General features: G+C 58.5%; 12 protein-coding genes. 8 read left to right on the plus strand and 4 right to left on the minus strand.

All coding sequences use genetic code 11. From position 1 onward, the window contains the following. Positions 1-144 precede the first annotated feature (144 nt). Together repB and repA are read right to left on the minus strand one after the other, a co-directional pair. Positions 145-1,152, minus strand: a complete 1,008-nt coding sequence (repB, locus tag EDE09_RS15835; protein ID WP_132411586.1) for a plasmid partitioning protein RepB — start codon at positions 1,150-1,152, stop codon at positions 145-147. Then, a complete protein-coding gene (gene repA / locus EDE09_RS15840; RefSeq protein WP_112800820.1) occupies positions 1,149-2,363 on the minus strand; it encodes a plasmid partitioning protein RepA in 1,215 nt (404 codons plus the stop codon). The genes repB and repA overlap by 4 nt, the downstream gene beginning before the upstream one ends. 907 nt (positions 2,364-3,270) lie before the next feature. On the opposite strand from repA, the gene EDE09_RS15845 reads away from it, so the two are divergent. Beyond that, positions 3,271-3,582: a hypothetical protein gene (locus EDE09_RS15845; protein WP_132411588.1), complete on the plus strand. Its 312-nt coding sequence runs from the start codon at positions 3,271-3,273 to the stop codon at positions 3,580-3,582. 64 nt (positions 3,583-3,646) lie between these two features. Next, complete coding sequence (locus EDE09_RS15850; protein WP_132411590.1) at positions 3,647-4,741, plus strand: RHE_PE00001 family protein; 1,095 nt, start codon at positions 3,647-3,649, stop codon at positions 4,739-4,741. A gap of 87 nt (positions 4,742-4,828) precedes the next feature. Here EDE09_RS15850 and EDE09_RS15855 read toward each other — a convergent pair whose 3' ends face one another. Continuing rightward, a complete protein-coding gene (locus EDE09_RS15855) occupies positions 4,829-5,845 on the minus strand; it encodes a LacI family DNA-binding transcriptional regulator (protein ID WP_132411592.1) in 1,017 nt (338 codons plus the stop codon). A 126-nt stretch (positions 5,846-5,971) separates the two neighbouring features. Between EDE09_RS15855 and EDE09_RS15860 the strand changes: the two genes are divergently transcribed. The 6 genes from EDE09_RS15860 (at position 5,972) to EDE09_RS15885 (ending at position 12,121) form a co-directional block, all read left to right on the plus strand. Further along, positions 5,972-7,006 carry a Gfo/Idh/MocA family oxidoreductase gene (locus tag EDE09_RS15860; RefSeq protein WP_132411594.1) on the plus strand — a complete coding sequence of 345 codons (1,035 nt, stop codon included), beginning with the start codon at positions 5,972-5,974 and terminating at the stop codon, positions 7,004-7,006. Between the two features lie 9 nt (positions 7,007-7,015). Further along, positions 7,016-7,918, plus strand: coding sequence for a sugar phosphate isomerase/epimerase (locus EDE09_RS15865; protein ID WP_132411596.1), 903 nt, complete (start codon positions 7,016-7,018; stop codon positions 7,916-7,918). A 67-nt stretch (positions 7,919-7,985) separates the two neighbouring features. Continuing rightward, positions 7,986-9,218, plus strand: a complete 1,233-nt coding sequence (locus tag EDE09_RS15870) for a sugar ABC transporter substrate-binding protein (RefSeq protein WP_132411598.1) — start codon at positions 7,986-7,988, stop codon at positions 9,216-9,218. Positions 9,219-9,324: 106 nt separating this feature from the next. Next, positions 9,325-10,227, plus strand: coding sequence for a sugar ABC transporter permease (locus EDE09_RS15875; RefSeq protein ID WP_105370859.1), 903 nt, complete (start codon positions 9,325-9,327; stop codon positions 10,225-10,227). Next, entirely contained in the window at positions 10,224-11,051 is an 828-nt protein-coding gene (locus tag EDE09_RS15880; protein ID WP_105370860.1) for a carbohydrate ABC transporter permease, read from the plus strand. The genes EDE09_RS15875 and EDE09_RS15880 overlap by 4 nt, the downstream gene beginning before the upstream one ends. Beyond that, positions 11,048-12,121: an ABC transporter ATP-binding protein gene (locus EDE09_RS15885; RefSeq protein WP_105370861.1), complete on the plus strand. Its 1,074-nt coding sequence runs from the start codon at positions 11,048-11,050 to the stop codon at positions 12,119-12,121. Before EDE09_RS15880 ends, EDE09_RS15885 begins: the two co-directional genes overlap by 4 nt. A gap of 124 nt (positions 12,122-12,245) precedes the next feature. On the opposite strand, the gene EDE09_RS15890 is transcribed toward EDE09_RS15885, so the two are convergent. Further along, complete coding sequence (locus EDE09_RS15890; protein ID WP_105370862.1) at positions 12,246-12,905, minus strand: peroxiredoxin; 660 nt, start codon at positions 12,903-12,905, stop codon at positions 12,246-12,248. Positions 12,906-13,058 lie beyond the last annotated feature (153 nt).

Here is a 13,058-nt window from a genome sequence, read left to right on the forward strand (position 1 = left end):
GCCTGAAAGGCGCCAAAACTCTTGACAGTGATTCTCGGAAATGCGATTCTCGAAGCTGTCGAGACTACGAGGAAAGCTTCCGTGACGGTAACGTTCGGGGGCTTTTTTCTTTTGCTGGATGCTCCTGCTTTGGTTCTGTGTTGTTCAGTTCTTAGAGCGATGCTCTTCGAACAAAGCCTTGAGGCGATCGAGCACGAAGGCCGCAAATTCCGGCGCCTCCCTTCGATCGATAAGAATTTCGACGCGAGTATCGTTGTGGGTGACCTTTGCAAGGCGAGCGCCTGTGCCGGTTGCCCAGACATCCGACTTGGCCTTTTGCGGCCGCGGCTTGAGATGCTCCATCAGCGCCTTGAACCGGTCTTCGGATTCCCACTCGGCGATCTCGGACCGTTCCAGGAAGGCTCTGGCCCGGTCTACGACCTTGTCGGTGGATAGAAGATCGGAAAGCTCCATCCAGCTGCGCCTTCCGACCGATGGCGCGGGACCGATCATATCGATAAGCTCGGCCGGGATCCGCGACACCACTGAGAGCATGTTGGACAGGTCGCTTTTATAGAGCGACATGGCGGCCATGATGACGTCGCGGGGAAAGCGCTGCTGCAACCGCTGCGCAAACCGCGCTTTTTCGATGTAGGTAAGGTCCTGGCGCTCGTTGTTTTCCTGCCCCTGGGCGACGACGAGCTGTTCGTCCGATAGTTCGCGCACGATGGCATTGATCTGCTGGCCGAGCTCGGTGATGGCACGCAAGCGGCGGTGACCGAAAGCGACCTGATAGCGGCCTGGGATTTCCGGATGGGGCCGGACCAGGATCGGTACTTGCTGCCCCTGCTCCCGAATTGACGCCACGAGCCGGTCATGTGCTTCCTTGGCGCCAGGCATACGGTCTGGAATAAAGGAGGGATCGATATCGGCGGTATCCAGTGAGATGACCGCATGGCCCTGCGACAAACGCCTCTCGATCTCTTCGGCACGGCGATTGCGGTCGTTCACTTCGCTTAAGGATTGGCCGATGGCACCAACGGGCGACCGTGATCCGTTCTCCAGCAATTCCGGTGAACCGAGGATCGGCCGCAAACGATTTTTGGCTGTCCGAATTTCCGGCTGGGCTGGCGCCGGGGGTTGCAGATTGGCGAAAACGTCTTTTCTGCTCATGCGGCCCTCCCCCATGCTTTCTTGATCAGGGTCTCTATCTCTGCATTGACGTTGTTCATGGCCTCCAGCGCGCGATCGTATGTCGAGCGCGTAAATTGACCGCGCTCCACTTCAAAGAGCGTGTTGTTGGTAAGCCCGGCATCGGAGACCGCTGTGCTTTTCAACATCGGATGGATCAGCACATGTTCACCGAATATGGAGCGCAGGAATGCCACCATCTGATTTTGAGGCCCATCACTGGGCTCGAAGCGAGTGACGAGATATCGCATCCAATTGTAGTCCGAGCGTGCTCCGGCATTGCTGATCTCTTCGAGCAGATCGCCAGTCATTGCCAGAAACTGGTTCATCGACATGACGTCCAGCATTTGCGGGTGCACGGTGACAAGGACGGATGTCGCGGCCGTCAGCGCCGAGAGCGTGAGGTAGCCGAGTTGTGGCGGGCAGTCGATGACGACGACATCATAGAGATTTTGCGCCTGAGCAAGCGCCTGCCCGATCCTTGCGAAAAACAAGGTGTCTCCGACTTGCCGCTTCATCAGGGCGCGGGGTGTATCATGCTCGAACTCCATCAGTTCGAGGTTTCCGGGAATGAGATGTAAGTCCGGAATATAGGTCGCCCTGACAATCTCGGCGATCGGGCGGCGTTCGCCGTCATAACGGATTGCTCCGTAAAGCGTCTCGTTTGGTCCGACATCGATTTCGGGTTGGTGCCCGAAAAGTGCAGAAAGGCTCGCCTGGGGATCGAGGTCAATGGCAAGGACGCGGTAGCCTCTTAAGGCCAGGTATTGGGCGAGATGCGCCGACGTGGTGGTCTTGCCGGAGCCACCTTTGAAATTCATGACAGCAATGACCTGGAGCGCCTCATCTCCGCGGCGGTGAGGCAGATATCGCCGCCCGCCCCTGCTGCCTTGGTCAAGATGAACGCGCAATGCCTGGATGTCTTCGACGGAATAGCTGCGGCGCCCGCCGGTTTGGCTGGCTGCGAGATCCGGCATTTCGGCAGCGACCTGTCGCAGATAACCCTCGCCGATGCCGATCAATTTGGCGGTCTCAGCCGGCGTGAAATTGCGAATTGTCTTTTCCGCATTGGGCGGAAAGACGGCCATATGGTGTGCCTGCAACTGCGCCGACAGTGCAGCGGAATGATGCTGGATAAGTCCCTTGAGGTCCGCCACCGGGGGAGCGGCATTCTTCTCAACAGCTTGCTTCATTACTTGAGCGCCTAATTTCTAAAACTACGGTTCTGGGCGAGGAAAACGTTTTTTACCGCAGTTGATGAAAGAGACCCGATTCTGTCGATTTGGCAAGGGTTTTTTGGTTAACGACACCCTAACCGGGCCGGCGGTTAGCCGCGGCTAACTTGCGTTTCATACGCGTATCGAGAGCCGCATCCTGGAGAGAAGATCAGATTCGCGGAGCGGCGGATAGGGTCGCGCCACGAATTGGAAGCGAGGCCCGGTCTTCTCTCTCGCTTGTGTTTCGGCAGTTAGCCGCGGCTAACTGCCGTCAATCCTTCGTTCTGTCGGCCGAACCAGGGTTCTCCGGTCGTATTGCGAGCCAGTAAGAAGAGGGGCTCTCTTTGGCGCCGTTGAAATGGCTGGACTGCATTGCTGCGTACGAAAGGGTGCGTATGTCTGGATACGTGCGGAAGGCAGGGGCCTAGCTTTCGGGGCGGCGGCCTAACTTCGCGCGGATCTCTGGCTGGTGTCGCAATCCTGCGCTGGCGCATAAGGCCTTTATCTCCTCTTCGGCCCTGAACTCTCTGTGGGGCCCGCGGACCTCGAACTAGAACGTCCCAACCAGCGAGGTTGTCGTCTCGGCAAACTCGGACTTGCCCGTAGACGTCGCTCCGGGCTGTTGGTCGCATTTGCGCTCAGGGTAGAAGTGGGTTCTGCCAAGGAAAGTCCGGCAAGTCCGGCGCTGCATCGCAGTCATGGGCTGAAGGGCGTCTTTGCCAGGTGACGTGGGGCCCAAGTTGGTGCCGCGGCTTATGCCGAACTGCGAGGTGAACGAGTGTCATCTGATGCATCAGGAAGTCATCCGTGGACTGCATGATCGGGCTGCAGACGGGTTGTCCTGCCATCCCCAAGATGGAACGGAATCTAAGGCGGTAATCTCATGGAGGACTTCCTGCTGCTCCGCGTCTTTGTCGATGATGGCGCCATCGCTGTCGTCATCTCTGCTCCCAGGGAGGATCGATGCTCCGGCAGCCGGCGCAGTGATTTGGCGGAGGACGATATGTGGAGTTGCCCATCATCGATGCGTGCAATGTTGCCTGGGAAGGTCGGCCTAGTCAGAATCAGCCAGCACGGATATGATGAGGGCTACGATTCGTGCATCGCTGCGGCGGTCGAGTTCGTCGCTTCGGCAAAGCTCATGCGGGCGACCCCAATATTCATCATTCGCCGGGTGGGTGGCGATTATGGTTAACACCCAGTGATGAAACCAAACACCCTTATAGCTTTCAAAAGGCAAATCAGATAACGCTTTTTCAATGCGTTACGAATTATCCAAATTGCCCTTACAGGACCTGCTCACGCCCTTATGCGCTGCGACCTCGGCGCTGGCACGGGTGGACGAGCGGATTAGCCGTTCATCTGTCGGGCCGGGATGGTTGGCGCGTACCCATTTTTCCGAAGCATGTGCTTCCTTGTGGGTCGACGGAGAGTTGGTCCAGCTCGAGGACCTGGTGCTTTACGATGCCGGCATGAGCGTGCGTGCGCCAACCCACGAACTGACAATTGCGCATGACGTCCTGCGTACCCGTCGGCGAATTTTTTCTAACCCGCCCGAATGGGCCATGAGTACCGAGGGCTTGCGTTGCCTCAGGGGAAGGGGAGGCGAGACCGATCAATCCGATAACGCCGCAGCTATGACGCATGAGCATTCATCCGAGGAGGGGGACGAGGATGATCCGCTTGCCGTCCATCTTGCTGCCATCGATGCGCTTCTGGCACGAAGCGAGGTGCTGCTTGCTGAGGCCAGAACCAGTGAGCCCCAGCTGCGACGCGACCGGGATCCCCTTGTTTATGAGGCCGATTGGGATGAAGACGAGCGGCTTGCGGAGTGGCGGTCTGTCGTCATGGAGACGGAGGGCCTGCCGCCGCTGCTCAGGGCAGCTTTGCTGCTGGATGCTTGGAACGTCCTGCAGGTCTTTCAGCATGCGCCCTGGCTCGGTCGGCAGTTGACCGCCGCACTCCTGCGGCAGATTGGAGCCACCAGCGCGCATCTCGCAACAATCAATCTCGGGCTGAAGCAGATCGCGCGCGAGCGTCGGGCAAGCCGAGACCGGGATACGCGGCTGAAGGCATTTCTTGACGCGATCACGATGGCGGCTGAATTCGGCTCGAAAGAGCACGACCGGCTGCTCCTGGCAAAACAGCAGATGCAGCATCGCGCCGCCGGCAGGCGGCAGTCATCAAAGCTTCCTCAGCTGATCGAGCTCGTCCTCTCCACGCCAATGGTGTCTGCGGGCATGATCGCCGAGGCGCTCTGCGTTACCCCCCAGGGAGCGTTGAAAATTGCCGCCGAACTCTCGCTGCGAGAACTGACCGGTAGGGGAAGGTTTCGGGCTTGGGGTGTGATCTGAAAACGGATCTGGCGGTCTGCCGCCATGGCAGATAATGGGCCGCCACCTTGGCACATTTGCGCCTCGGCATGTGCTGCGCAAGCAGTTTCAGCCGCTTTCGCCTTCGATCAGCGTCATCGGCCACAGTTTTTGTCGCGGAGCTTTCGGATAAAGTTCGGCATAGGCAGGCATTGCGGACAAGAGCCCTTCGGCGAGGGCAACTCCGAGGTCGCGAAGCGACAGGTCGAATCCTGTGAGAGTGGGAGACAGAAAACGTGCTTGCGGGCTTTGGCGACCGATAATGGCGATATCGCGCCCCGGCTGCAGCCCCACTTCCTCCAGGCCGCGGTAAAGTCCTGTGACGAGCGTCTCATTGACCAGGATGAGAGCGGTGGGGGGGCGTTCGATGGTCTTGATGTCCCGAGCCACCTTGTAACCACCCATTTCGCTCGGAGTAGTCCGGAAGATATGGTGCTCAGACAATATCAACCCGAAACGGGCGAGGGCTTGGCGGCACCTTTCGATAAACACGTAACCGAGATTGAGTTCGCCATGCGGCCAGACAAATCCGATCTCCCGGTGGCCTGCCTTGACGAGCCGCTCGACGGATTGCTCGGCCATTCCCTCAAAATCAAGATCGATCCAGGGCTGGCCGACGTCCGTCAGACTGCGGCCCAGCGTGATAAAGGGGATTTGGTGACGCGCCAGAAATTCAAAACGAGGATCGTGGCGCCGCGTGGCTGACAAAATAAGGCCATCGGCAAAACCGCGCGCGACCATGCGCTTGAGGTAATCGTCCGGGTCCTCTTCCGAGGAGCATAAAAGTGCAACGAGGTCGAGCTTGTGGCGCGCCAACACCGCTTGAACGCCATCAAAGACGCTCATGAAGAAGGTGTCGCCCTGGCCGGTGATTTCCCGGCCCGTCTGCATCATGAAACCGATAACGCCGGTTGCGCCCTTGCGCAGAGCCCGGCCGGATTGGTTGGCGACATAGCCAAGCTTTTCAGCCGCCTCCAAAACACGGCGCCTGGTTTCTTCATTGACGTCGGGTTTGCCGTTGAGGGCGCGCGAAACTGTGCCAATCGAAACATCCAGATGTTCTGCCAGCCGGCGAATGCCCTTCATTGTTCTGTCCACCAGATCGTAATCGTTTTCGAAACCCTATTGACACAGAACGGAAACCGCAACTAGGATCGTAAACGTTTACGGAGATGGTGAAGGAGCATCACCTCTGTCAGCTGGAGGACGATCGTGACATTGAAGGCCGTCTTATGCGGATGTGGCGCCATGGCGCACGGGTGGATGCGGGCTCTTGCCATGCAACCTGACCTGGCGAGGTCGGTTACGATCGTCGGTCTGGTCGATCTGGATGTTGCCGTCGCCCGGTCGCTTGCCGAAGCCTTCGGCCTCAGCGATGTCGAAATCGGAAACGATCTCGATGCGATGCTTGAGAAAACGAATGCCGATATTCTCTTCGATGTGGTGATACCGGCCGCACGCCAGCCTGTCGTTGCAGCCGGCCTGAAACACGGCTGCCACGTGCTCAGCGAAAAGCCCATGGCTGCATCACTCGATGAGGCCCAGCAGCTCGTGCGGCTGGCCGAGGAGGCCGGGCGCATACATGCGGTCGTGCAGAACCGCCGCTTTATCTCAGGCGTGCGCCGGATGCGGCGCTTCGTTGAAAGCGGGGCCATCGGTGACCTGTCCGGCATCCACTGCGACTTTTTCCTGGCGCCGCATTTTGGCGGGTTCAGGGAAGCCATGGACAATGTGCTGCTTCTCGATATGGCGATCCATACCTTCGATGCTGCGCGGTTTGTCAGCGGCAGACACCCGAAATCCGTCTACTGTGTCGAAACCAATCCGCCGGGCTCGTGGTATGCGCATGGAGCGTCGGCAAACGCGGTCTTCCGCTTCAGCGACGAGGTGGTTTTCACCTATCGCGGCTCCTGGTGCGCCGAGGGGCGACGGACGAGTTGGGAGAGTTCCTGGCGGCTGGTCGGATCCAAGGGCATGCTCACCTGGGACGGTGAGGAAAGCTTCGATGCCACGGTTGCCGACGACGAACCCGGCCTACTGCGGGGGCATCGTACTGTCGACGTGCCGGCTGCGCCACATGAGGAAGAGACCCATGGTCATGCCAGCGTGATTTCTGGCTTTCTGGAGTCGATCCGATCCGGTCGGCCTCCGGAGACCGCCGGTTTTGACAATATCAAGAGCCTGGCCATGGTTTTTGGCGCAATCGAGAGCGCAAAAACCGGCCAGCCTGTCGCCATCCAAGCATGAGGTTTCAACGTGAGCAATCCAGCCAAGTCTATTCGCATCGGGACAATGGTCAGCGCGACGAAGGGCAATGCCGCCGAACGGATCGGCCAGATCGCTGATCTTGGCTTTGAGAGCTTCCAGCCCTTCTTCTGGCAAACGACCAACGGCCAGAACGTGGGTGACCTTGGCAAGCGTTGCCGCGAGGCAATCGGCGACCGCGACATCACCATTTCGACCATAGGCATGTTCGGCAATCCGTTGGAAGAAACGGAAATGGATCTGCATACGCTGCAGGGTTGGAAGGATTGCATCGACAACGCCCATCATTTTGGCGCCACATGCGTCGCCGGCTTCACCGGCCGGCTGCGCGGGCGGCCGTTGCCGGAAAGCCTGCCGCGTTACCGCGAAATATGGAGCGAACTTGCCAAGCGGGCTGCCGACAAGGGGATCAGGATCGCCTTTGAAAACTGCGCCATGGATGGCAATTGGCAAACGGGCGACTGGAACATTGCCCATAATCCGGATGCCTGGGAACTGATTTTCAACGAAACGCCGGATGATCATATCGGTCTCGAATGGGAGCCGTGCCATCAGATGGTTTATCTGATCGAGCCGCTGCCGCAGATCCGCAAATGGGCTGCGAAGATCTTCCATGTCCACGGCAAGGACGCGACGATCCGCTGGGACGTCATCCGCGAACACGGAATTTTCGGCAAACATCCTTTCGTTTTCATGCGCACGCCGGGCTTCGGGGATACCAACTGGACGGATGTCATCTCCGAACTGCGACTGGCGGGGTGGACGGGATCGATCGATATCGAGGGGTGGCACGATCCGGTCTATCGCGATGCGCTCGAGATGACCGGCCAAGTACATGCACTGAACTATTTGAAGTCCTGCCGGGGCGGTGACTTTGTCATCGATCCAGCCTGACGCAGCCTCTCTTGCCGGATGACCTGGAGGAGGCATTCGCAGCGAGTACAACCTGAAGGAGGAGAGCATGGATATTCGTAAATTGGCCCTGATCGGCGCGCTTGCGGTCGCAAGCCTGTCGACGTTTTGGACCTCGGCGCGTGCCGAGGAGGTGAAGATTACTGTCTGGTCGCTTGACCGCGACATCCAGCCGGCACCGAACCTCATCAAGGATTTCAACAACCTGAAGACAGGCATCACCGTCGAATACCGTCAGATCCAGTTCGATGACGTTGTGAGCGAGGCGATGCGAGCCTATTCGACCGGGCAGGCGCCGGATATCATCGCCGTCGACAACCCGGAGCACGTCCTGTTTTCATCGCGTGGCGCCTTCCTCGACCTGACCGATATGATTGCCCAGTCGAGCGTGATCAAGCCTGACAACTATTACCCCGGTCCGTTGAAGTCGGTGATGTGGAAGGAGCGATATTTTGGCGTGCCGAAGGCGACCAACACGATCGCGCTTTACTACAATAAGGATATGTTCCGCGCCAAAGGGCTTGATCCTGACAAGCCGCCGCAGACCTGGGACGAACTGGTCGATACAGCCCGCAAGCTGAGCGACCCGGCCAAAAACGTCTACGGCATCACCTTTTCTGCGAAGGCGAACGAGGAGGGCACGTTCCAGTTCCTCCCCTGGGCGCAGATGGGCGGCGGCGGCTACGACAAGATCAATGCGCCGGGAGCCGTCAAGGCGTTGGAAATCTGGAAGACGATTATCGACGAAAAACTTGCATCTCGCGACACGCTGACCCGCAGCCAATGGGATTCCACCGGCACCTTCAACTCGGGCAATGCCGCCATGGCGATTTCCGGCCCTTGGGAGCTGGACCGCATGGTCAAGGAGGCGAAGTTCGATTGGGGTGTGGCACTCCTGCCGCTTCCGGAAGCGGGTTCGAAGCGTTCGTCGGCCATGGGCGATTTCAACTGGGCGATCTTTTCAAAAACGCAACACCCGAAGGAAGCTTTCAAGGTGCTTGAATATTTCGTGTCGCAGGACAATCGGATGTTCAAGGATTTCGGCCAACTGCCGGCCCGCTCGGATCTTGCTATTCCATCGACCGGTCAGCCGTTGAAGGATGCCGCGTTGAAGGTCTTCCAGGAGCAGCTGCAATATGCCCAGCCGCGGGGCCCGCATCCGGCCTGGCCGAAAATTTCCAAGGCCATTCAAGATGCCATCCAGGCCGCGTTGACAGGCCAGATGAGCCCTAAGGAGGCGCTCGATCAGGCCGACCAGAAGATCAAGGCGGTGCTCGGCTGATGCTGAGGTGGCGTCTTCGCTAGCCGCTTTCCTTCCTCCCGGCCGGGGCCGCAGTGGCCAGTCCTTGCGGCTCCGGACCGGAGTTGAATGTCGATCTGGAGGAAACATGAAGAGACTGCTTCTTTCCGTCAGCGACGGGCGTGGCTTCGACATAGCCCTGGTGTCGGTGCCGCTTATCTTCCTGTTCACGATGGCGGGCCTGCCGCTTGTCTACAATATCGTCATGAGCTTCCAGGAAGTGGACATGTTCAGCCTCGGCACGATCTTTCGACCGTTCGTTGGGCTCAAGAACTATACAACCTTATTTTCCATGCCGGAGACCTGGCCGATCCTCAAAAACACCGCGCTTTTCGTTATCGCCTCGATCGCCGGCCAGTTCATCATTGGTTTTGCGCTCGCGCTCTTCTTCTGGACGAACTTTCCAGGCGCCTCCTGGATGCGCGGCCTCTTTCTCGTCTCCTGGGTCATGCCGGGCCTGGTGGTCGGCGCCATCTGGAACTGGATCTTGTCCGGCGATTTTGGCGTCCTGAACTATTTGCTGCGGGAATCCGGCCTCATCACCGGACATATTTTTTGGCGCTCCGACCCTGATTTCTCGCTGTGGGCGGTCGTCATTGCCAACATCTGGCTTGGCATTTCCTTCAACATGATCCTTCTTTCGGTCGGGTTGTCGACGATACCTCAGGATCTTTACGAGGCGGCAGAGCTCGACGGAGCCAATGTCATCCAGCGCTTTTTCACCATCACCCTGCCGATGATGCGTTCGACGATCGGAGCTATCATTTCGCTGGGGCTGATCTTCACGCTGCAGCAATTCGACCTTTTTGCTGCGATCACCGCCGGAGGACCGAACAATTCCTCCAATGTGGCACAATATTGGGCCTGGGATCTTTCCTTCCGACAATACGATTTTGCTCAAGGCGCAACGATATCGGTCATCATGATCGTTTTTGTGATGATCGCCTCGGTCGTCTATGTGCGTTCCACGCGCCATGAGGTACGCGGATGAGTTGGGCCTTGCGCGACAAGATCATGTTGATCATCGCAGTTCTGCTGGCGGCGGTCTATCTGTTCCCACTCTATTGGATGTATGTGACGGCGATCAAAACAGGCTCGGCGATGTTTGCCTCGCCTCCGTCCTTCTGGCCCGCCGATCCTCAATGGAGCATCTACCGCTCGGTCTGGGAGAGCCGAAACGTCGGCCGTTATCTTTGGAATTCGGTGGTGATCGCCTCGGGGGCGGTGTCGATGATCGCCGTTCTTGGAACGGGTTGCGCCTATGTGCTTGCTCGTTACCGTAATGCCTGGGTGGATGCCGGCCTGTTCCTCGTCCTGATGCTGCAGGTACTGCCGGCCTCGCTGATGATCACCCCGATCTTCGTCGGATTTTCGCAAATAGGTCTCCTGGACTACCCGCGCACTGCTGTCATCCTGGCGATTGCGGCCAAAAGCATGCCGTTCTTTGTGGTCCTGGTGCGCGCGACCTTCATGAGCGTGCCGATGGAGCTCGAGGAAGCCGCGCTTGTCGACGGAAATTCCCGCTTCGGAGCCTTCTTCCATATCGTTCTGCCGCTTGCGCGCAACGGCATTCTCGTCAGCGCCATTCTGATTTTCATGCAGGCTTTCGGCGAATTCGTCTACTCGAAGTCTATGATCCAGGCGATCGAATATCAGCCGGCAAGCGTGGGGCTCAACTCGTTCATGGGGCCCAATACGAACGAATGGAACAATATCATGGCCTATGCGGCGATGTATGTGACCCCGATTCTTGCCATCTTCGTCCTCTTGCAGCGCCGGATCGTGTCCGGCCTGACGTCGGGAGCTCTTAAATGACCGTGCACCAGATCGAGCTGACGGGTATCAACAAATATTACGGCGCCTACCATGCGCTGCGGGATATCGACCTGAAGATCCGCAAAGGCGCGTTTGTGGCATTGGTCGGACCATCGGGCTGCGGGAAATCCACGCTTCTGCGTTCATTGGCTGGCCTTGAAACGATTTCAAGCGGCGACCTCGTCATTGCCGGGACGAAGATGAACGGGGTGCCGCCTCGCAAGCGCGACCTTGCCATGGTTTTTCAATCCTATGCGCTCTATCCGCATATGACGGTCGAACAGAACCTCACCTATAGTCTTCGCATCCGGGGTGTCGATAAGGCCGAGGCCAAGCGCAAGGCCGAGGAGGTCGCAGCGACGACGGGCCTTTCCCACCTTCTTGGCCGGTATCCGCGAGAGCTCTCCGGCGGTCAACGCCAGCGCGTGGCGATGAGCCGGGCGATTATCCGCAACCCTAAAGCGTTTCTGTTCGACGAGCCATTGTCCAATCTGGACGCTGCGTTGCGCGTGCATATGCGCAAGGAGATCCGCGCCCTTCATGATCGGCTCAAGGCAACGTCCGTCTACGTTACCCACGATCAGATCGAGGCGATGACCATGGCCGATCATGTGGTCGTCATGCGTCAAGGGATCATAGAACAACAGGGCGCGCCGCTGGATCTCTATGATCGTCCGGTGAACAAATTCGTTGCCGGCTTCATCGGCTCGCCTGCCATGAATTTCGTGCCTGCGTCGTCCGGGGCCGATGGAAAGTCTCTCCGCCTCGAATTCGAGGCGCCGCAGGCGATTCCTTTGACAAGACCCGTCCAGGCGGGCCAGCCGTTATTGGTCGGTATTCGGCCGGAGCATTTCGAACTTGCCGGCGATGCGGACGCGATGCTGCGTCTGCCCGTCGGCGCCGTGGAAACCACGGGCGCCAGCACTTACATCACCACCGCGACGGAGCCGGAACTCGTCATTGTGCTCAATAGCCGTGCAGCGATCCGATCCGGCGAGGTGATAGGGTTGCGGTTCGATCCGTCCCACCTACACCTCTTCGACCAGCAGACCGAGATGCGGCTCGGCTGATACTGACCGCGACCGCATGCAACAAGACGCAGTCTCTCCGCCGCGTCTGGTGGTCGGCTCACGAAAAGGAGGGGAAAGCCCACGCAGTAGCTCGCGTGGGTCGTCGAACCGAGGTGAAGGCCGGTTAAGCGGCGGGCTGCCTGGTTTTCCGCAGGTAAGGCAGGATCGTCTCGAACGAGCCGAACCTGGCGATGGCGTCCTCGTTCGATACGGCAGCCGTGATGATGACATCATCTCCCTGCTGCCAGTTTGCGGGCGTAGCAACCTGATGTTTTGCGGTCAGCTGGATGGAGTCGATCGCGCGCAGGATCTCGTTGAAATTGCGGCCGGTGGTCATCGGATAGGTGAGGATCAATTTGATCTTCTTGTCAGGGCCGATAACGTAGACGGAGCGGACTGTGGCATTGTCCGCCGGGGTGCGGCCTTCCGACGAACTGCCTGCACCGGCCGGCAACATATCGTAAAGCTTGGCAACGTTGAGGTCTCGGTCGCCGATCAATGGATACTCGACGTCGAAGCCGGTTGCCGTCTTGATGTCGCCCTTCCACTTTGCGTGGCTTTCGACCGGATCGACGGAGATGCCGATGATCTTCACGCCGCGCCTTTTGAATTCACCTTCGAGGCCGGCCATGGTGCCGAGTTCCGTCGTGCAAACTGGGGTAAAGTTTTTCGGATGCGAAAACAGGACGGCCCAGCCATCGCCGATCCATTCATGGAAATGGATCGTGCCTTGACTGGTCTCTGCCGTGAAGTCCGGGGCGATGTCGTTGATACGAAGGCTCATGATATTCCTCTTGGTGCTGAAGCCGGTGCGACATGCGGTAATCTGTACCGTACTCTCGATTTTCCCGGCTTATTCTTCGAGGAAGTTTATTCCAATTGTGCGGAAGAATGCGGTGCTGCAATCTCTCCACGTCAAGCGGCTTGTTGGTTCCTT

Source organism: Neorhizobium sp. S3-V5DH, from assembly GCF_004343065.1.
Lineage (GTDB): Bacteria > Pseudomonadota > Alphaproteobacteria > Rhizobiales > Rhizobiaceae > Neorhizobium > Neorhizobium huautlense.

Excerpts from the sequence above, each read along its gene's own strand:
- EDE09_RS15845 (WP_132411588.1), top strand. The coding sequence starts at position 3,271 with ATGGAGGACTTCCTGCTGCTCCGCGTCTTTGTCGATGATGGCGCCATC.
- repB (WP_132411586.1), bottom strand. The coding sequence starts at position 1,152 with ATGAGCAGAAAAGACGTTTTCGCCAATCTGCAACCCCCGGCGCCAGCC.
- EDE09_RS15855 (WP_132411592.1), bottom strand. The coding sequence starts at position 5,845 with ATGAAGGGCATTCGCCGGCTGGCAGAACATCTGGATGTTTCGATTGGC.
- EDE09_RS15870 (WP_132411598.1), top strand. The coding sequence starts at position 7,986 with ATGGATATTCGTAAATTGGCCCTGATCGGCGCGCTTGCGGTCGCAAGC.
- EDE09_RS15885 (WP_105370861.1), top strand. The coding sequence starts at position 11,048 with ATGACCGTGCACCAGATCGAGCTGACGGGTATCAACAAATATTACGGC.
- EDE09_RS15890 (WP_105370862.1), bottom strand. The coding sequence starts at position 12,905 with ATGAGCCTTCGTATCAACGACATCGCCCCGGACTTCACGGCAGAGACC.
- EDE09_RS15850 (WP_132411590.1), top strand. The coding sequence starts at position 3,647 with ATGCGTTACGAATTATCCAAATTGCCCTTACAGGACCTGCTCACGCCC.
- EDE09_RS15880 (WP_105370860.1), top strand. The coding sequence starts at position 10,224 with ATGAGTTGGGCCTTGCGCGACAAGATCATGTTGATCATCGCAGTTCTG.
- EDE09_RS15875 (WP_105370859.1), top strand. The coding sequence starts at position 9,325 with ATGAAGAGACTGCTTCTTTCCGTCAGCGACGGGCGTGGCTTCGACATA.
- repA (WP_112800820.1), bottom strand. The coding sequence starts at position 2,363 with ATGAAGCAAGCTGTTGAGAAGAATGCCGCTCCCCCGGTGGCGGACCTC.